This window comes from Lachnoclostridium phocaeense (assembly GCF_959599685.1).
Lineage (GTDB): Bacteria > Bacillota > Clostridia > Lachnospirales > Lachnospiraceae > Claveliimonas > Claveliimonas monacensis.
The window spans coordinates 143,494-163,625 of record NZ_CAUGIN010000002.1 but is presented as its reverse complement, the minus strand read 5'-3'; the positions used below and the strand labels follow the sequence as shown (position 1 = coordinate 163,625).

The window sequence follows — 20,132 nt, the reverse complement described above, 5'->3', positions numbered from 1 at the left end:
TATGGTATATACTTGTTAGGGTTAGTAATGACTAATCAAAGAAAGAAGGAACTAACCGTATATAGCCAAAATTACTCTTGTTTTTTGTGGTGTTTCGACTAGGGAATGGCGGATGTGTATGGTTCCCTTCGAAACACCATTATTTTTATTTGCCCGAATGGGCAAGAAAGGAGCAATTTATGAAAAAGCTTTTTAAGAAGTTCGCGGCGATTGGTATGGCAGCTATGATGATCATGGCGATGGGAGTAACGGCATTTGCGGCGGAGTCAGAAAAACAGTACAAGGAAATTCCAATTGCGGCTACGCTGTATAAGGATGGAACTTTTGGGACGGATGAACAAGATGAATCAATGGGGAATCCTGCTTTTTCAAAGGGAGGGGTGATGAAAGTCTGGTATACTGTTGATGAAAGCGGTGATGAGATAGTTACTCAGACGCAAATTGTTTTAGATACATCCTCTGTTACATATATGGGATTTATTACCGGATGGATGACTGAATTAAACATTGATGGGGTTCAGTTTGAAACTACCGCAATGGATGGAGACGGCAACATCACACAGTTTACAGGAACATATGATTCTGAAATAGTTCTTGGCCAAGCTTATGATGCAACAGTAAATATAAGTGTTGGTGGTTTTATGCCAATGAATAGTCAGGGCGATATTGTCTTTACAGCACAATAAAATAACTGAACACAATTTTCAGAGTAAACTTATTAAGAAAGATTAGAAGGAGCGATAAGAGATTATTGCTCCTTCTTCTAGGAGATGGGATATGCGTACTAACATTAGTCAATTAAAAAGAATAATAATGATTTTTTTAATGATTGTTATGGTAATTACCGTTTTACCTCCGTCATTTGTGAATGCAAGTACATCAAGTACGACGATAGAGGCAGATCAGAACAATCAAAATCAGGGAAAAAGTATAAAGGAACAACTGCAGGAACTTTTGGACTATGCGTCTACTTTAGATTCTTCGGATTATACGGCGGAGTCATGGTCTCCGGTTAATATACTGTTGACCGGAATCAAAGCTAATATAGATAACGAAGAGATGCTGTCGCAGTATGGGGAACAGTGGTTAAATACACTAAAGCAGAAATTAGATGAGTTGATTCCGATAGAAGATGATAGTTCAGATGATGGTGAAACAGATTTTGAAAAAGGAGTTTATAAAGTTCCAGTAAAGGGATACGGAAATATAAATTACGAAGGTCAAACAGATAGTGCTTTATATCCGTATGGTATGTTGGAAGTGAAAGACAATGGTATAGAACTGACGATCAGATTGCAAGGATATTCTGCTTTTGACAATTTTTTTGTACTTCGTCAAAAATATATAAACGAATATATATCTAGCGATAATAAGAAAGAATATGCTCCTAATGCATCTGGCATAGATGATTCTAATCAATCAAAACAGCAATGGATAGCGGATGGAAGACTTTCGGAAGAAGAAAACGACTATTATATAGATAAGTCTAAGTTTGAAATTGAATTAGATGAAAGTTTAGATTATGCGGATATTACAATACCGTTGGAAAATACATATAATGATACAAGGTATGTAGGGTATCCCGAGTATGTTTCAAGCGATTCTCAGTCGAAAAATATTCGTGGATATTATTTAAATATTGGTTTTGATAGTGCGGAAAAAATACAAATACCGGAGGAGGGAGAATACACATGGAATATCATTGCTGATGCAGGTTCGACTGGTTTAAATATCAGTAATGATGAAACGACAGATAAGATCCAGGCTTTATTAAGTGAAGATGGAATGGCGACTGCTATAGTACAAGGTGATACAGCGACAGTTGAAATGCATTTAAATGAAGATGTCGAAGATGTCAAAATCTTGAAAAAACGAACTTTGTCGGGCTACGCAGGAACATTAAGTGCAAGGTTCAATACAAAGAGTTCAAGAGACAGTGATTATGAAACAGTCGTCCAAGAAAGTAATAAAGTAATCTTTAGCGTTGATTTGTCTTCTTATAAGGATTTAGTATTTGGCAAAAGTATCCTTATATCAGCTAAAACAGAGCAAAAAAATTTATATAGTATAATTTCTTTTGTGACAAGTGGAATAGAGAAATTAAATTTAATAGATAACAATACTGGATTATCTTATGAGACAGATTCTACTAATGTTGCCAAAGAAACAGTATTCAAAGCGACAGAACTTACAGAAGAAAATAGCTCTTATGCAACATATGAAAAGTTTTTTGGAACATCATATGCGGAATGGATGGGCTGGTATACTAAACTGGAAAAAGACGGAAACGAAATACTTCCTAAACGCAACGGGACACTGAGTATACCGTTACCTGCAGGATGGAATACGGAATTAATCCATCTTTTCCGTGTAAATGCATATGGAAATTACGAGGAGCAAGATATAACGATAGAGAATGATGTGATTACAGTACAAGCATCACAGATGGGAACGTATATTTTGTGTGTTGAACGTGATTATTCGACAGATGGTTCACAATTAGAAGATGGAACTTATTCAATTGATGTTGCAGTATGGAATATGATACAAGACCAACCATCTATGGCTGACCAAGGGGTGAAATCGCCTGCAAAATTGGTTGTAAAAAACGGAAAAAAGATTTTATATTTGGAATTTGAAGCAGTAAGCAATTTAAATCTGTCCTCTTACATGACTCATATGTGGGTGTATGGGAGTGATGTGTCATATTCTGAAGCCGGATATCCACAAGGGGATAAATATGCTGTTACAGCCTATGAATATTATCGAAATGATAATAATGATTTTTTGACAGATGATTTTAATAAAGGGAGTTTAAATTATTATCCGAAACAGATTTACTTTGAACTTCCAAATGATGATTCGGAATTCCCGGTTCGTTTTAGAGTACCTGTAATGGATGCTATTGGAGGTGGGGATTTTGCCCAGGATGCTCGTTTCCGAATTGACTATAGTACGGCTAAATTAATTTCAACTGCAACGCCGGATGCGCCGATCAAAGATGCTCTCGGAGAAATGATCTCCATAGCGGAAACGGCTGTCAAAGAAGAATATACTCCGGCAACATGGAGTGTATTAGAAGAAGCATACAAGACAGCTAAGGATGTTTATGAGAAGAATGCCTCCACAGAGGAAATGGAAACGACTTACACTTCTCTCCGTGATGCAGTGGACGCTCTGGAAAAACCGGAGGCAATGGAACTGGAACCAGGGGTTTACACGGTAGAGGACTCTTTTGACCAGGGCGATGGAGTTACACAGACCCGGCTTCTTGTGTCGGAAAATGAGACGAAGGTTTATTTTACCCTGAACGGAGTAAAAGAATTCTATTACTATGATACGGAGAATGCGCAGTATACAGAGCCGGAACTGGAGACCAGCGAAGACGGTGAAGGGAATCAGGTAATAGAGCGGGCGGTTATTACGTATGCGTCAACGCCGTCACTGATATCGGTTAAATATCTGGCGGGGGATAATGAGACAGTTACAGGTTCCCTGACACTGAATGACTGCACGAAGCAGGAAGTGACGAAAGAGGCTCTTGCGGCAGCCCTTGAACAGGCAAACAAAATCATAGAAGCAGCAGCGCAAACTCCGGAAGATTATGACGGAGAAAAAGTAGACGCATTAGTCCAGGCGGTTGCAGCATCCACAAAAGTAAACAGTGACCCGGTTGCAATCCAGACAGAAGTAGACGAACAGGTTTCTGTACTGGAAAAAGCGGCTGCAGAGGCGAGCAGCAATACTGAAGAAGAGCGTACGGCATTAGAAGCAACGATTACGGCGGCAAATAGGGAAGCGGCAAAAGAAGATGTCTATACTGCATCGAGCATCAATGAACTGAAAGATCTGATCGCTTCGGCGCAGGAACTCCTGAATGGAACGCCGACTGCTTCCGAGCTCGAGGCTATGACGCTCCGAATCCAGGCATTCTTGGAAGAGGGGCTGATCCTTAAAGCGGATTTCTCAGAACTTCAGGCACTCTATGACACAGCGGTGAAAACAGCGGAGAACGCAGACGAAAGTTATTCCGGTTATACAAACCTGACTGAGATCATCAAACAGGCAGAAACGATACTGAATAACGGTGATGCGTCACAGAGTGAAGTGGATTCTATGGCAGAAGCCCTTACTCTTGCAATCAGTGCGTTGGACGATTCTGTGGAAAAAGGGGATCTCAGAGGATTGGTAGAACAGGCGGAGAAACTGATCTCAGACGGAAATTATCAAGGATGCACCCAGGCGACACAGGAACTGCTGAATGCCAGCCTCGAGGCGGCCAGGGCGGTTTTGGCTGATCCAGCGGCGACACAGTCTGAAGTAAATAAGCACTACGATATGCTCCAGGCTGCAGATGCGGCTATGGTCAAAGAGAAGACCGGGCTTGCAGATGGAATTTATGAGGCGGATGCAACGATACTCCATGCGGCTGATACAGACGGAACCCAGCTTAGCATGGCAAATTCCGCAGTGGATAAACCGGTGCAGGTGATCGTGGAAAACGGAGTTCCAAAAGCGATCCGCTTAAGTTTCCACGCTCTGACCACTACAGGACTTACAGGATATCTCGGAAATCTGTGGTACTTCCCCGGATACCGTGATGCGGCCGTGCCAAACGGACAGACACCGGTGCAGGCGGAAGTAGAAACATGGTATACCGATGAAGAAATTGGCGAGGATCCTTATGCGGACTACATGGATGGAAAGCAGTATCCAAAATCTATGCTGATCCCCATTGAGTCAGATGGAAACGGTGTTTATTATACGGAATACTGGATCCAGGTATTCGTGCCGGTCATGGAATCCATTAATACCGGAAGCGGAACCCAGTATGCAAGGCTGAAGCTGGAGATCGATGACTGGAGCGATATGAAGCAGATCAGCGGAACTGAAAACGCAGATAAAGAGGAGCTTCAGAAACAGCTTCAGGTATTAAAAGATTTCCTTGAAGCGATTTCCGAAGAAGATGCAGATCCGTCAACAGAGGACTTCCGTACAGAAGATCTGGCAGTGCTCGAAACTGCGATCACAGCCGGAACTGCTGCCGATGAAAATATGAATATCGGTCAGGAGCTTGTGGACAGCACAGTGAAGGCACTTGCCGCAGCAGAAACACTGTTTGCTTCAGAAAGCATTGAATCAGATAAGACTGCGCTGAATGAGGCGATTGCGAAAGCTGAGGAAGCACTGGGCTTAGAAAATGTTGTCTACACAGAGGCGTCCAGACAGAACCTGGAATGGATTTTAAATGCGGCGAAGGTTGTTGCCGGAAATGTGTCGGCGGAACAGGCACAGATCACATGGTGGACCACAAGGCTTGAGCAGGCGGTCGAGAACCTGGCGCTGATCAGCGCGGACAAGACAGAGCTGGCAGCTGCTCTTGAAACAGCGGAAGAAAGGCTGAAAGAGACCGACCTTTACACAGGGGCATCCCTTGACGTCCTAAGAAGTCTGTATGAGAGAGCTCAGGAACTCTATGACAATGCCGGAAGCACCCAAGAAGACATAGATAAATACGTAGCCATGCTGAACTACTACGTGGAAAGCATGGTTCCGGTCCAGGAAGGCGAGACATTCCGGGATGGCCTGTATTCCATGCTGCTGACAGCGTCGAACATGGCAGGAAGGGAAAACTCCTTTACAGATTCCACATTAAATGCACTGAAAGCAGCAATCAAAGCAGCGGATGCTGTATATCAGGATGAGGACGCAACTCAGGCTGAGATCAACGAACAAGCGTCTAAGCTCTATTATGCGATCCTCGCATTGGAAGCTAAACCAGCGGAAACACCCGGAACAGGAACCGGTGACGGCGGAAGCGGCAATGATAACAATGACGACGGCAATAACGACGGAAATACAGATCTTGACATCGAGAACCTTGCCGACGGCGTATACTCCATCTACGGAGAGATGGTGAAGACAGACAAGACTTCCGAATCCATGTCCAATGCGGCGGTCAACCATACGATCAAGCTGTCGGTTGAGGACGGGAAGTATTACATCACTATGAACTTCAACGGCCTTCAGTATGCCGGACAGTACGGCTACTTAAAAGACCTGCAGTATTTCCTGACCGGTTACACCACGAATCAGTACGGCGTACCCCAGGGAGACCTTGCAGACGTGACCATCGATTCCTACCAGACGGACGAGGATGGAAACCGCGTCAGTGATTCCTTCGGAACAGATTATCCGGATTATGTAACCTTTGAACTAATCCCGGAGGCTCTGGAAGACGGTTTTGTACCGCTCCAGGTATTCGTTCCGATCATGGAGTCCATCGCTGACGGCACAGGCACTCAGGCCGTTTATCTGAAGCTTGACTGGAGCAGCCTGAAGCTGACAGAAGCGGATGATCCAGACTTCGAAGATGACGGAAATAATGACAACAATAATAATAACAATAACAATAATGGCAATGGAAACGGCGGTTCCGGCTTAAGTGGTGGCAGCGGACTGGGCAACAATACATTGGGAAGTACTCTTGGCGGCTCCAGCCTCGGCGGTTCCAGTCTTGGCGGCAGCTCCCTTGGCGGCTCCAGCTTAAAAAGCGGTTCCAGCTTGACCGGAGCGTCCAGTGTCAAGACAGACGACATATCTTCCGACATCAGCGGATGGGCGGCGGTACTTGCGATCGGCTGCATGGCTTTGCTGGTGGGCGTTCTGGAGAAAAGGTCACAGAAGAAAAATAAGGGAATGTAAGCCTTTATATCGGCAGGGGCGGCGCATGGAACAGACGCTGCTCCTTTCCGGTTGTAATGATTCCATCCAGAGAAGGAAGCTTCCCGGACGGAACAAGAAAAGAGACAGGAGAAAAGGATGAAATCAGTAAAGAAAATAAGAAAGATTTTTGCCGGCCTGCTTGCAGCCCTTGTGCTGACAGTGACAGGGGCGGGAGCCGGAGCGGTTCCGGTTCTGGCAGCCAGCGGCAATGTTTATACCTGCGTGATCCATCCCTGCTACGCACATCCGGTCACCGGCGTGATCGAAGACTCCGGCGGGGAGGCGTCCTATGCCACAGGCCAGGGGATGGTGGACGGCGCCATTTATACAACCGGTATCCTGGAGCTGACGGACAGCGGGGAATATTACCTGACGATCCGTATGAGCCTGATGGATTACACGTCCAACCACAGCTTCTGGGTGCAGAACGTGGGGGATTCCGGCTGGTCAAGCCCGGCCATCGGCGTGACAGGCAACGGGACAGATGACAACGGTGCTACGGCAGACATCTGTATGCAGGTGCCAAGCGAGAACTGCGTAGTCAGGGGCTCCATGTATGTGGAACCTATGGGAAGGGACGTGATCTTCTATCTGTATCCCAGTGATTACACGGCAGGAAACAATACAAATATGAATGCGACGATCGTGACAGAAGCCTCCGGAAGCGGCGGGACAGCGACAACCAGCGGCTCGGGGAGCACAGGCACAGAAAGCGGGACGAGCGGCTCCGGCAGCACGAGTACCGGAAGCGGCAATGCCAGCCTGTCCGGTTCCTCTCTTCAGAGCGGTTCCGGGTTATCAGCCTCCGGCTCTTCAGATACGGAGGCTGGAGACGGCAGTACGGAAGCGCCTGCACTGTCCAGTTCCATTGACGAAGCAGCCCAGCCGACTCCGTCTACCGATACAGAGTTAAATGACGCCCGGGGATTAAGCCTGTCAACGGGAGCAGACGCATCCGAAGAGGCGGAAGAGACGGGAAGTTCCGGCGGGAGCAGCGCATTTGCCATCGGAGCGGCAGCCACGGTCTCCGGGCTGATCCTGATGGGGACAGCGGCGGTGATCGTCTATTTCTTCCGGAAGAACTGGAAACGCTGGGGCGGAGGTTACGATGATGATGAAGCATAACTGGATCAAAAGAAACAAGAGGCTCTCGGCCCTGGCTGCCTGCGCAGCTCTCTCCTGCAGCCTGCTTGCAGGGTGTGTGGATCAGAGCGGCGGGGATGCGGGAGAAGGAACGGCGGACGGCAGCGCTTCTTCTCAGACGGAAAGTGTGGAGACCATGTTGGAGATCACGGATCCGGAGGAGAAAGCCGCCGTAGAAGCGGCAAAGGCAAAGGTGCAGGGAATGGAGGGGGAGCCCAGGATCATTGCTACCTCCCCTTCCACGGCTGAGATCTGCGACCGGCTGGAGCTGGACCTGGTGGGTGTGTGCTCCAGTTCCATTTCAGAGCTGCCCGAGCGATATGCAGAAGCGGAAGAGGTGGGGACCGCCATGGCCCCTGATATGGAGATCGTGGCGTCCCTGGATCCGGACTGGATCTTAAGCCCTGCCACCCTCCAGGCCGACCTGCAGCCCAAATACGAAGCCATCGATACGGACTGGGCATTTCTAAACCTGCGGAGCGTCCAGGGCATGTACCGCTCCATCCAGGAGCTGGGCGAGATCTTCGGCAGGGAAGAGCAGGCGCAGGACATGGTGGATGAGTTTACAGAATTTTATGAAGATTACAAGGATACTAATGAAGGGAAAGAAGCACCGAAAGTGCTGATCCTCATGGGACTGCCCGGCAGCTATATCATTGCCACCGAAAATTCCTATGTGGGAAGCCTGGTGGAGCTGGCAGGGGGCGAGAACGTCTACGCCGGGACAGACCAGGAATTCCTGACAGTCAATACCGAGGACATAAAGACAAAGGAGCCGGATGTGATCCTGCGGGCGGCACACGCCCTGCCGGATCAAATCGTGGAGATGTTCAATGAAGAGTTTGCCACAGACGATATCTGGCAGCATTTCGATGCAGTGAAGAATGAACGGGTGTATGACCTGACCTATGAGTACTTTGGCATGAGCGCCGATTTCGACTACCCGGAAGCGCTGGAGGAACTGCAGCCTATGCTCTATCCGGAGAGCGAAGAGGATCAGGAAAAGGCCAAAGAGAACAGCGAGAACGCCGCAAAGGCAGCCGAAGAGAGCGAAGCCTCCGAGAAGGTAGACGAAGAGACACTGCAGGAGATCACGAAGTAAGGAGGGAGAGCCATGAGTGAAGACAGAGACTTAAGACAGGACGGCAGCCTTACGGATCCGGTGGTTCCAGATTCCGGGAAGCAGGACCGGAGCAGAAAGAAACGAAAGACAGCCCGGGCGGCGGCCGCCTTTATTATAACAGGGATACTGCTGGCGGTGCTGATTGTCCTGTCCGTCAATATCGGGAGCTTGAAGGTCTCCCCCTCGGAGCTGTTCCGGGGACTGTTTATCGAGCGGATCGACGATGTGGCGGCCATCTACGACCTGCGTTTCCCGAGGATCGTGATCTCCCTGTTCGCAGGGGCGGCGGTGGCGGTCTCGGGCGTCCTTTTCCAGGCGGTGCTGAAGAATCCGCTGGCGGACCCGGGGATCATCGGCATTTCCAGCGGCGCAGGTTTTGTGGCGGTACTGATCACGGCATTTCTTCCGGCCCTTTACTTTTTTACCCCGCTGTTCGCATTCGCCGGCGGCGTGCTGGCCTTTTTCCTGGTGTACAGCCTGTCGTGGAAAGGAGGCTTAAGTCCGCTGCGCATCATTCTGACCGGCGTGGCAGTGAGCGCCATGTTTACCGGTCTTTCAGACGCCCTGAATTCCATGAGCGGAGGAAATTCTTCCGGCGTGGCGTCCATCGTGGAGGGGAATATCACACAGAAGACATGGGAGGACGTGCAGACCCTGCTCCCCTATGTGATCGCAGGGCTGATCCTTGCGCTTTTGTTTACAAAGATTTGCAACTTGATGTCTCTGGAGGACAAGACGGCCAGAAGCCTGGGTGTCAATGTGAACCTGATGCGGATCCTGATCTCCCTGGTGGCGGTGCTCCTTGCCAGCATCTCCACAGCGGTGGTGGGAGCCATCAGCTTCCTGGGGCTGATCGTGCCACATATCGGGCGGCTGCTGGTGGGCAGCGACCATCGGGCGCTGGTACCCTTCTCCATGCTGGCGGGAGCCTTTACCTTCCTACTGGCGGATACCATCGGCCGGACCGTGGCGGCGCCCTACGAAGTATCGGCGTCCATTGTCATGAGCGTGATCGGCGGACCGTTCTTTATCATTCTGTTAAGGAGGTCGAAGAAGTATGCAGCCTGATATGAAACAGATGAAACCTGACAGCGCCGAGTCCAGAGAAGCGGTGCAGCCGGTACAGAAGCCAGCCATGGAAGTGCGGGACCTGTTCTTTTCCTACGGGAAGAATAAAGTCTTAAAGGGAACATCCTTTACCATAGAAGAAGGGAAGATCACCACCATCATGGGAGCCAACGGGTGCGGGAAATCCACCCTGTTCAACCTGATGACCAAAAACCTCTATCCCAGGAAAGGGAATATCTTCCTCCATGGGAAGAACATCCAGAACCTGGGGCTGAAGGATTTTGCCAGGCGGGTATCCATCGTCCATCAGTATAATTCCTCTGCGGACGACATTACGGTAGAGCGGCTGGTATCCTTTGGCCGCACGCCCCATATGAAGATGATGCAGGGGCACAGCGACGAGGATGAGAAGCTGATTCAGTGGGCCATGGAAGTGACCAATGTCCTGAAATACCGGGACAGGGAAGTGAGCCGCCTCTCCGGCGGCCAGCGCCAGAGGGTGTGGATCGCCATGGCTCTGGCACAGAACACGAAGATCCTGTTCCTGGACGAGCCAACAACTTATCTGGATATCCGTTACCAGATCGAGATTCTGGAGCTAGTAAAGAAGCTGAACCGGGAGTATGGGATCACCATTATCATGGTGCTCCATGACATCAACCAGGCAATCCACTTCTCAGACCGGATCATCGGACTTAAGGACGGGCAGGTGACCGCCCAGGGCGCGCCGGATGCGGTGATCACAGAGGAATGCATCCGGGAACTGTACGGGATCTCCCTGGGAGTGACCACCATTGAAGGAAAGAAATTTGTCCTGACTGTGTGACGGCTCGCAGCGTCGGGAACAGAAATAGGAGTGAAACAAAATGAAGAATAAGAATCCATTACGGATCTTCTGGATACTGCTGGGCTTTCTCTGCCTGGGGCTGGGGGCGGTGGGCATTGTTCTGCCGATTCTCCCCACCGTGCCCTTTTTCATGGCCACGGTGTTCTGCTTTGCGAAAAGCTCAAAGCGGCTCCACGACTGGTTCATCGGAACGAATCTTTATAAAAAGCATTTGGACAGCTTTGTGAAGCAGAGGGCCATGACTATGGAGACGAAGCTGCGGATCGTGGGAACCGTGACCGTGGTGATGGCGGTGGGATTCCTGATGATGAGCAAAGTCCCGGTGGGAAGGATATGCCTTGCCATTGTGTGGGTGTGTCATCTGCTGTATTTCTTCCTGCGGGTAAAGACAATCCGGCCGGGAGAAGCACAGGCGGCAGAGTAAAGGGAGTGCAGGATGATCAAGAAAAGATTAGTGGACTTATTGTCCCATGCAAAAAAATATATTGTATATCAGGTGGCATGGAATTGTCTTTCCCTGCTCTGTCAGATCGTCATGATCTACTGTGTGTCCATGCTTCTGGAGCGGGTCCTGTTCTGGGGAGTGACGACTGGGGAGGCGGCCCGCTTCGGCGGGATTGCTGTTCTGGCTATGGCGCTGCGCTTTGTCTGTGACCGGGGAGCTTCCAGGGCGTCCTACTATGCGTCCGTGGATGTGAAGAGAATCCTGCGGGATAAGATTTATGAAAAGCTTCTGCGGCTGGGCGCAGCCTACCGGGAGAAGGTCACGACCTCCGAGGTGGTGCAGATGGCGGCGGAAGGCGTGGAGCAGCTGGAGACCTATTTCGGGAAATATCTTTCCCAGCTCTTCTACAGCCTGCTGGCACCGGTGATGCTGTTCCTCGTGCTGTCTTTCGTGAACTGGAAGGCAAGCCTTGTCCTGCTCATCTGTGTGCCCCTGATCCCCATATCTATTGTGGCGGTGCAGAAGTTCGCAAAACGTCTTCTCAATAAATACTGGGGCATCTATACGGAGTTGGGAGACAGCTTCCTTGAGAACCTGCAGGGGCTGACTACGCTGAAGATCTATCAGTCGGACGAACTGAAAGCACAGGAGATGGATGCGGAATCCCAGCGGTTCCGACAGATCACCATGAAGGTGCTGACCATGCAGCTCAACTCCACGAGTGTGATGGATATTATCGCATACGGCGGGGCAGCCGTGGGCATGATCGTGACTCTTTCCCAGTTCATACAGGGGAACTTAAGCGTACACGGCGCCCTGATGCTGATCCTGCTGGCGTCGGAGTTTTTTATCCCCTTACGTCTCCTCGGTTCCTTCTTCCATATCGCCATGAACGGCATGGCGGCAAGCGATAAGATCTTCGCCCTTCTGGACCTGCCGGAACCGCCGGAGAAGACGGAAACCCTGGAGGGAAAGGAGATGGATCTGGTATTTACCGATGTCCATTTTGCTTATGAAGCGGACCGTGAGATCTTGAAGGGCGTCAGCATGGAATTTCCGGCGGGAAGCTTTACTTCCATCGTGGGGACTTCCGGCTGCGGCAAGAGCACGGCGGCGGCCATTCTGATGGGAAGAAATCAGGGATATCAGGGTAGTGTGACCATCGAGGGAAAGGAACTTTCTCAGATCCGGGAGGACAGCCTGATGGAGCACATCACCCTGGTCAGCCATAACAGCTATCTCTTCAAAGGGACAGTGGAAGAAAACCTGCGGATGGGAAAGCCGGACGCATCAGAGGAAGAGATGGAGGAGGCTCTGCGGAAGGTGAACCTGTGGGGCTTCCTTTCCTCACAGCAGGGGCTCACAACGCCCCTGTCGGAAAAAGGAGGGAACCTCTCCGGCGGCCAGTGCCAGCGTCTGGCCATCGCCCGGGCGCTGCTTCACGACACGCCGGTCTATATCTTTGACGAGGCCACCTCGAACATTGACGCGGAGAGCGAGGAGATGATCATGGACGTCATCCATACGCTGGCGAAGACAAAGACCGTGATCCTGATCTCTCACCGTCTGGCAAACGTGGTCGGTTCAGACCGGATCTATATGATGACGGACGGACGGATCCCAGAGACAGGAAGACATGAGAAGTTGATGGAACAGGACGGAGAATACGCAAAGCTCTATCGTTCTCAGATGGAACTGGAGCAGTACGGAAAGGAGGCGGCAGTATGAGCGGAGAAATGAATCGTGAAGCCATGGGTGCAGGGACGGCCAGGGAAACGGCGCCCCGTAGGCGCAGCGGCATCCGGATCATGGGGCAGCTGATCGGTCTGGTGCGTCCCCTCCTGCCGGTCATGCTCCTTGCCATCGTGCTCGGTACAGTGGGCTATCTGTGCGCCATCTTCCTGACGATCCTGGCCGGATACGGGCTGATGCATACGCTCCTCGATGCGGCCATGGAAGCTCTGGGGCTTGGGATAGAAGCGTCCGGCGTCGGATTTTTCCTCGGAATGGAAACCGGCACCCTGTTTCTTGTACTGGTCGTGATGGCAGTGATGCGGGGGATCTTCCACTATGGGGAGCAGTACTGCAACCACTTTATCGCCTTTAAGCTGCTGGCCATCATCCGGCACAAGGTGTTTGCGACCTTGAGGAAACTCTGCCCGGCGAAGCTGGAGGGGCAGGATAAGGGGAACCTGATTTCGGTGATCACCTCAGACATCGAACTTCTGGAAGTGTTCTATGCCCATACCATTTCGCCCATCGCTATCGCCATCCTGACTTCCCTGGTCATGGTGCTCTTTATCGGGCATTTTTCCATCCCGGCGGCCATTTTAGCGCTGATCGGATATATGACTGTGGGAGCGGCTATCCCTCTGTTCTTCGGAAAAAGAGGAGCGGATAAAGGGATGGAATTCCGCACCGGTTTCGGGGATCTGAACAGCTTTATCCTGGATTCCCTCCGGGGACTGGATGAGACCATTCAGTACGGGCAGGGAGAGAAAAGGCGGAAAGACATGGCGGAGCGCTCCGATGAACTGGGCAGGATGCAAAAAGAACTGAACCGTCTGGAGGCGTCCCAAAGATCGGTGACGAACCTGGCAATCCTGCTGTTTTCCTTTGCCATGCTCTTTCTGATGATCGGGCTGCGGCAGACAGGGGGCGTGGATCTGACCGGGATGCTGGTGGGAACCATCGCCATGATGGGATCCTTCGGCCCGGTGACGGCCCTTTCCAATCTGTCCAACAACCTGAACCAGACCCTTGCCAGCGGGGAGCGGGTTCTTTCCATTCTGGAAGAAACGCCCCAGGTGGAGGAAGTATCCGGCATGGAAGAGGTCTCCTTTACCGATGCGGAGGCGGACAATGTGGACTTTTCCTATGAAGAGGAACAGATCCTGAAGGATTATACGATCAGGATCCCGAAAGGGAAGATCGTGGGGATCCACGGAGCCAGCGGTTCCGGCAAATCCACGCTGCTGAAACTTTTGATGCGGTTCTGGGACGTACAGGGCGGACAGATTAAACTATCCGGCCGGGACGTGCGGGGGATCAACACAGAGAATCTCCGGCGGATGGAATCCTACGTTACCCAGGAGACCGTCCTATTCCACGACTCTATTGCAAATAACATCGCCGTGGGGAAACATGGGGCGTCCAGGGAAGAGATCATGGAAGCGGCGAAGAAGGCATCTATCCATGACTTTATCCTGACCCTTCCGAAGGGCTATGATACGGAGGTGGGCGAGCTGGGCGATACCCTGTCCGGCGGTGAGAAACAGCGGATCGGGATCGCCCGGGCATTCCTCCACGACGCACCCTTTATTCTTCTGGACGAACCTACCAGTAACCTGGACTCCTTAAATGAGGGCATGATCCTGAAAGCTCTGAAAGAAGGGTGGGGAGATAAGACGGTGCTGCTGGTGTCCCACCGAAAATCCACCATGAACGTGGCGGATGTGGCGTACCGGATGGATAATGGAAGGCTGTCATAGGGCTGTAGTTCACTGCAGCTGGAGACGGTAAAAGAGCGATACATCAGAAGACAAGGAGAAAAATATAGGAATATGACAGGACACAGATGGAGGCGGACGGCGGCGTTCCTACTGGCAGGAGGGATGCTGCTGTCTCAGGGAGGATATGTGTATGCGGCAGAGCAGGAACCGGCGGAGATGATAACTGCAGAGCAGGAAACCGGCGCTGTCTCTGAAGCGGCGCCTGTGACAGAAACGGTACCGGAAGAAGTTACCGCTTCTACAGAGGAAGCACCGCTGTATGCGCTGGATGCTTCCAGCGCATCCGTCCAGGTTTCAGATACGGTGTGTGCCATGATCCATGACGGGACCGTATATCTGGACGAAGCCAGCGGGTATCTGCGCAGGACTGTAGACGGGAGCTGTGTAGATCCGGTGTCTGGAGAGGCTTTCCCGGAAGAGGAAGCCCCACAGCCAGCCCTGGAGGAAGACGGGGAAGCTGGCGCAGATGACGGGCAGGGAGAACCGGAGGATCCAGAGACAGCGGGAAATCGGCAGGAAAACGGAGAAACCGGTGATATTGAGGAGGAAGATGCATCAGATACCCCGGGATCCGGCACGGAACCGGAGAAAGAGAACGGCGGGACAGAAGACGGAAACGAGCCGCCAGAAGAGCAGATGCCGGAAGATGCACAGACGGAGGTGACACAGCCAGAGCCGGAAGACATCCAAAAAGATGAAGGACAACCTGAGACGGAAGCCCCCCGGGCTGAAGAAGGAACCGGCGCTTCGGACAGGGAGTCTCTGATCCAGGGGGCGCAGATCGTACAGGCGCCGGTGATCGTTGATGATTTCCGTTTCTGGACCGTGGCGAGAAAATATGGCTTTGCAAAGGAGGATCTCTATATCCGGGAAGAGGTTCCAGAAGATACGCCTGCACTGAACGCCACTTCTCTGGATGAGGAAGTACGGGCGGTCGGATACCTGAAGCAGGACGGGCTGGTCTATATCCTGAAAGAAGAGGAAAACGGCTGGCTTTACGTGGAGTCCGGAACAGTACGGGGATTTATTAAAGCGGATGAAATCCGCACAGGGGAAGAGGCACAGAAGATCCTGGAAGTATATCAGCAGGAGGCAAAGCAGAAAGCAGAAAAGATGGGGCAGGAATACAGCGGTATTGAGATTGCGGCGCCCATAGCGGAAGCGCTGGTATCCCCTGCGGACAATGAAGCATACGCCTGGCTCCGGGCAACGGTAAGCCAGACCGTGATTGCAAAAGAATATGCCCTTGCGTCTGTTTCCGGTCTTAATATCCGGGAAGGAAAAGGAGAAGATACGGACGTTGTTGGCACGATGGAGGAAGGCGCTCTCTGCTATATCATCGCAGATAGAGCGGATGACTGGGTCTATGTGGAATCCGGTGATGTGCGCGGATTTGTCAGCAGCAGCTATCTTGAGACCGGCGATGATGTCACAGCCCGTGTGGAGGCTGCCGGGGAGGAAAGTTTTCCGGCTGCCAGTGAGACTGTCAAGCCGGAGGAGAACGATGCGCTCTACTATACGCTCACTTCTGTGAAGTCAGGTGTGCCAGGCGGCGAGGTGCGGCAGTCCCTCCTTACGTTTGCTTCCCAGTTTATCGGGAATCCTTATGTCTGGGGCGGCACCAGCCTCACCGATGGTGCGGACTGCTCCGGTTTTGTCCAGAGTATTTACCGGGAATACGGCTATGAGCTGCCAAGAGTGGCTGCGGATCAGGCTTATGCAGGTACACAGATCCCGGTAGAGGATGCATTGCCGGGAGACCTCGTTTTTTACGCAGATGACAGTGGGGATATTTACCATGTGGTGATCTATGCCGGCGACGGGAAAACGATTGAGGCGCAGAGCGGAAAAACCGGGATCGTGCAGGGAACCCTTGATACGGCAGACGCTGTGTGGGCGGTACGTCTTTTGGAAGACAGCGCATTATCGTATGGTGCCGGAGATATCAGTGAAGTGAACGCTTCCACAGATATGTATGGTGAGAACCTGGGTGTTTTTGACCTGACCTACTACTGTGCCTGTGAAATCTGCTGCGACGTGGAGACCGGGGTCACAGCTACCGGAACACCGGTAGTAGAGGGCAGGACCATCGCGGTGGATCCTTCCGTGATTCCTTATGGGACACAGGTCATTATCAATGGACATGTGTTTACTGCGGAAGACTGTGGCGGTGCAGTCAAGGGAAATCACATTGATATCTATGTGAACGACCATCAGACGGCGCTGGAACTGGGAAGAAACCAGGCAGAAGTGTATCTGGTGAAATAGAGGAAGCATTCCGGAAACGGAAAATGATTTCCGGGATGCCGATCATTTGGCGGCAGGATCTTTCATTTGGGAGGTGGAAGATTATGGAACTGGGACAGTCCTTGGAGGATTATCTGGAAGCCGCTTATCGGCTTTCAAAAAATCAGGATGTGCGGAATATTGACATCGCCCTGCTTCTGGGAAGATCAAAGCCCAGCGTATCTGTGGCTGTGAAAGAACTGATGGAAAAGGGTTATGCAAAAAAGGATAGCCGGGGCAACATCATCCTGACTGAAAAAGGAAGAAAAATGGCAGAGAAAGTCTACGGCCGCCACCTGTATTATACGAAACTATTGATCGCCGCCGGGGTGGACCGGGAGAGGGCGGAGTATGAAGGATGCCGGATGGAGCATATCCTGTCTGACGACAGCCATGAAAAACTAAAAAAATTTATTGGACCATTATAGAAAATAAAATGGAAAAGGATCGGATGAAAGAATTCCGGTCCTTTTCTTTTGTCAAAAAAATAACTTCTGTATAGAAGAAAACATTGGATCCCGTATTCTTACTGTCTGGAGATACGGAAAATTACGATCCAAAGTATCCGGAATCCAGGAACCGCTATGTCACTATGGTACTTGGTGCAAGGCAATCACCAGAGAAACATTGTTCGGCATCCTTTGGGAAAATTCTGCTGAACCGGATATTATGGAATCTGTAAATTGCGATAACAGTCTTATATTCTACCTGTGATGTAGAGAAAAATCTACATGGTGCGTAATGGTGGAAAGCGCCGGATACATTTATAATTTAATGTACCGAAAGGAGAAACTGTTGGAGAACAGAGATTTTATCATAATCGGAGAAAATATCCGGCGATTGCGCAAAAGTAATAATTATACACAGGAGTATCTTGCAGAGAAACTTCATATTTCCTCAAATCATGTATTTGCCAAAGGTTTATAGGGGAAAGAAGAGAAGAACTCAAAGAAAATATTCATTGGAACAGAAACAGATCAGACTGGTCGCTGACCAGATCGAAATGCTGATCCAGGCCACCAACGGGCATACTCTTGTGCTTTTTACCTCTTATACGATGATGGGAAGCGTTTATCGGGTACTCAGGGGAAAAACCAATGTTCCAATACTGCGCGTATGGAAAGATTCCCAGCGAGTGATCCGGGAATTTAAAGATCAGAAGAATGCAGTCCTGTTCGCAGCAGGATCCTGTTGGGAGGGCGTGGACTTCCCCGGAGATATGGTGTCTTCGCTGATCCTTGTGCGGCTGCCTTTTCCGGTGCCGGATCCGATGCGGGAAGCAGAACGTGAGAAATACGATAGTCTGCAGGAGTACATTCACCAGATTATTGTTCCGGATATGCAGTTGAAGCTGCGGCAGGGATTCGGCAGAGCCATCCGGACAGAGACGGATACCTGCGTTGTGTCCATTCTGGATGGCAGGGCAGCGCCGGGAGGACGATACCATCAGGCAGTATTGGAGGCTTTACCCGAGTGCCGGATGACGGAGCAAATTGCGGATGTGGAGCAGTTTATCCGGGAGCGGAAAGGCATTGAATATTATATGTAAAAGCGGCGTTAGGATCAGCTAGAAAGATTGGTGGTTCTGCTTGCTTTTCAGAAAATAGATTGGTGGTATTGGTGAATAGCTTGTTTCACATGAAGTGGGTATACTGTGTATAGCGTCAGAGAAAGGAGAGAGGCCCGTGAGACGATACGAAGTTGGAACAGTAAAAGACGGAACCGTGAGATACTATTTCGTCCGGGAAAAGGAGACACTTGCAATCGAGCCTCTGACAGCCAAGTACCTGAAGCATTATATCAGCAGCAACCATTCACCCAACACGGCAAGGAGGGCGGCATATGCCCTGTGCTTCTATCTGGAATATCTGAATGAGAAGCGGATGAAACTTACGGAACCCTATGATTTATCCTTTGATGAGCAGTATCAGCACTTCACAGGATTTCTTTCCTGGCTGAAACGGATTCCTTACAAAATTGAAGACGAGAAGATCCCGAGGAATAAAACCTGTAACGCATATTTAAAAGATGTGTTCAGGTTTTATTCTTTTATTGAGAGTGAGTATCCGGATACCGGTTATCTCAAAGTATTGTCCTATCAGCAGACCGTGGCCGTGAATGCGGTGGGAGTAAGGAAGACCCTGCGGTATCGGACATTCAAAGGCTACCTGAAAGACGAGGAACGCGATGTCCGGGCAGCGAGCCAGGAAGAAGTCCTGGACACGCTGAAAGCCTGTACGAACTGTCGGGATCAACTGCTGATCCTGATGATGGCGGAACTTGGCTTCCGGCTGGGTGAAATCCTGGGGATTGATTACACAAAGGATATCGACTACGAGACCCATGAAGTGAAAGTAAGGTTCCGTTCCGATAATGAGAATGAGGCAAGAGCAAAGAATGCAGAAGAAAGGCGGGGAAAACTCAGTGAGGATACCTTCCTGTTCCTGCTTCATTACATCAGCGAATACCGGGAACTGTTGCAGTACCAGACCTTTCTTTTTATCAATATCGCAGGCGACACCAAAGGGAAGCCGTTAAAAGCAGCCTCAGTGTATGACATGTTTGAGAGGATGGAAGCAAAGACCGGGGTGAAACTGACGCCCCATATGATCCGCCGTTACTTCGGAAATCTCCGGTATGAATCCGGCTGGGCGCTGGAGCTGATCAGTTACGCATATGGTCACCGGCATCTGGAGACGACAAAAGATTATCTGGATATCATAGACAGCAGGCTGATCGATGCCAGCAACCGATTCTATGAAGAGACAAAAGACATTTACGGAGTGAATGGACTGCTGCGCAGGAGGTGAGAAAAGTGCCGGCTTATCAACTACATATTGCAGACCAACAGGAAATCCGGCAAGAAGAGCAGAGAAGAAAAGAATTAAGGGATGAACTGGAGAAATGCACCCAGGTAAACGGAACTTTCCGCAATAAGATCTACCCATTCCTTGTAAGCAGTCTGGTATTTGGAACGGATCC

13 protein-coding genes and 1 pseudogene are annotated in these 20,132 nt (G+C 50.4%); all 14 read left to right on the top strand.

What is annotated here, in order from left to right:
• Positions 1–179: 179 nt before the first annotated feature.
• The 14 genes and pseudogenes from Q5911_RS01620 (at position 180) to Q5911_RS01560 (ending at position 19,960) form a co-directional block, all read left to right on the top strand.
• On the top strand, positions 180–686 hold the full coding sequence (locus tag Q5911_RS01620) for a hypothetical protein (RefSeq protein ID WP_303180460.1): 507 nt from the start codon (positions 180–182) through the stop codon (positions 684–686).
• A gap of 91 nt (positions 687–777) precedes the next feature.
• Positions 778–6,705 carry an NEAT domain-containing protein gene (locus Q5911_RS01615; protein ID WP_303180458.1) on the top strand — a complete coding sequence of 1,976 codons (5,928 nt, stop codon included), beginning with the start codon at positions 778–780 and terminating at the stop codon, positions 6,703–6,705.
• Between the two features lie 117 nt (positions 6,706–6,822).
• Positions 6,823–7,851, top strand: coding sequence for a heme-binding Shp domain-containing protein (locus Q5911_RS01610; protein WP_303180456.1), 1,029 nt, complete (start codon positions 6,823–6,825; stop codon positions 7,849–7,851).
• Positions 7,838–8,971, top strand: coding sequence for a heme ABC transporter substrate-binding protein IsdE (gene isdE, locus Q5911_RS01605; RefSeq protein ID WP_303180510.1), 1,134 nt, complete (start codon positions 7,838–7,840; stop codon positions 8,969–8,971). The genes Q5911_RS01610 and isdE overlap by 14 nt, the downstream gene beginning before the upstream one ends.
• 12 nt (positions 8,972–8,983) lie before the next feature.
• The gene (locus Q5911_RS01600) at positions 8,984–10,060 is read left to right on the top strand and encodes a FecCD family ABC transporter permease (RefSeq protein ID WP_303180454.1); all 1,077 of its coding nucleotides are present in this window, start codon (positions 8,984–8,986) and stop codon (positions 10,058–10,060) included.
• 10 nt (positions 10,061–10,070) lie between these two features.
• A complete protein-coding gene (locus Q5911_RS01595) occupies positions 10,071–10,886 on the top strand; it encodes an ABC transporter ATP-binding protein (RefSeq protein WP_303180509.1) in 816 nt (271 codons plus the stop codon).
• Between the two features lie 40 nt (positions 10,887–10,926).
• Positions 10,927–11,331: a YbaN family protein gene (locus tag Q5911_RS01590; protein ID WP_303180452.1), complete on the top strand. Its 405-nt coding sequence runs from the start codon at positions 10,927–10,929 to the stop codon at positions 11,329–11,331.
• 12 nt (positions 11,332–11,343) lie between these two features.
• Entirely contained in the window at positions 11,344–13,080 is a 1,737-nt protein-coding gene (locus Q5911_RS01585; protein ID WP_303180450.1) for an ABC transporter ATP-binding protein/permease, read from the top strand.
• 23 nt (positions 13,081–13,103) lie between these two features.
• On the top strand, positions 13,104–14,843 hold the full coding sequence (locus Q5911_RS01580) for an amino acid ABC transporter ATP-binding/permease protein (RefSeq protein WP_303180508.1): 1,740 nt from the start codon (positions 13,104–13,106) through the stop codon (positions 14,841–14,843).
• Between the two features lie 72 nt (positions 14,844–14,915).
• Positions 14,916–17,132: an NlpC/P60 family protein gene (locus Q5911_RS01575; protein ID WP_303180448.1), complete on the top strand. Its 2,217-nt coding sequence runs from the start codon at positions 14,916–14,918 to the stop codon at positions 17,130–17,132.
• 83 nt (positions 17,133–17,215) lie between these two features.
• Positions 17,216–17,578: a metal-dependent transcriptional regulator gene (locus Q5911_RS01570; RefSeq protein ID WP_303180441.1), complete on the top strand. Its 363-nt coding sequence runs from the start codon at positions 17,216–17,218 to the stop codon at positions 17,576–17,578.
• 313 nt (positions 17,579–17,891) lie between these two features.
• Complete coding sequence (locus tag Q5911_RS14990; protein ID WP_442913462.1) at positions 17,892–18,077, top strand: helix-turn-helix domain-containing protein; 186 nt, start codon at positions 17,892–17,894, stop codon at positions 18,075–18,077.
• A pseudogene (locus tag Q5911_RS01565) lies at positions 18,052–18,699 on the top strand (helicase C-terminal domain-containing protein); the annotation flags it as partial. The gene Q5911_RS14990 and the pseudogene Q5911_RS01565, both read left to right, overlap by 26 nt.
• Positions 18,700–18,835: 136 nt before the next feature.
• Positions 18,836–19,960, top strand: coding sequence for a tyrosine-type recombinase/integrase (locus tag Q5911_RS01560; RefSeq protein WP_303180439.1), 1,125 nt, complete (start codon positions 18,836–18,838; stop codon positions 19,958–19,960).
• Positions 19,961–20,132 lie beyond the last annotated feature (172 nt).

Excerpts from the sequence above, each read along its gene's own strand:
- Q5911_RS01620 (WP_303180460.1), top strand. The coding sequence starts at position 180 with ATGAAAAAGCTTTTTAAGAAGTTCGCGGCGATTGGTATGGCAGCTATG.
- Q5911_RS01615 (WP_303180458.1), top strand. The coding sequence starts at position 778 with ATGCGTACTAACATTAGTCAATTAAAAAGAATAATAATGATTTTTTTA.
- Q5911_RS01610 (WP_303180456.1), top strand. The coding sequence starts at position 6,823 with ATGAAATCAGTAAAGAAAATAAGAAAGATTTTTGCCGGCCTGCTTGCA.
- isdE (WP_303180510.1), top strand. The coding sequence starts at position 7,838 with ATGATGAAGCATAACTGGATCAAAAGAAACAAGAGGCTCTCGGCCCTG.
- Q5911_RS01600 (WP_303180454.1), top strand. The coding sequence starts at position 8,984 with ATGAGTGAAGACAGAGACTTAAGACAGGACGGCAGCCTTACGGATCCG.
- Q5911_RS01595 (WP_303180509.1), top strand. The coding sequence starts at position 10,071 with ATGAAACCTGACAGCGCCGAGTCCAGAGAAGCGGTGCAGCCGGTACAG.
- Q5911_RS01590 (WP_303180452.1), top strand. The coding sequence starts at position 10,927 with ATGAAGAATAAGAATCCATTACGGATCTTCTGGATACTGCTGGGCTTT.
- Q5911_RS01585 (WP_303180450.1), top strand. The coding sequence starts at position 11,344 with ATGATCAAGAAAAGATTAGTGGACTTATTGTCCCATGCAAAAAAATAT.
- Q5911_RS01580 (WP_303180508.1), top strand. The coding sequence starts at position 13,104 with ATGGGTGCAGGGACGGCCAGGGAAACGGCGCCCCGTAGGCGCAGCGGC.
- Q5911_RS01575 (WP_303180448.1), top strand. The coding sequence starts at position 14,916 with ATGACAGGACACAGATGGAGGCGGACGGCGGCGTTCCTACTGGCAGGA.
- Q5911_RS01570 (WP_303180441.1), top strand. The coding sequence starts at position 17,216 with ATGGAACTGGGACAGTCCTTGGAGGATTATCTGGAAGCCGCTTATCGG.
- Q5911_RS14990 (WP_442913462.1), top strand. The coding sequence starts at position 17,892 with ATGGTGGAAAGCGCCGGATACATTTATAATTTAATGTACCGAAAGGAG.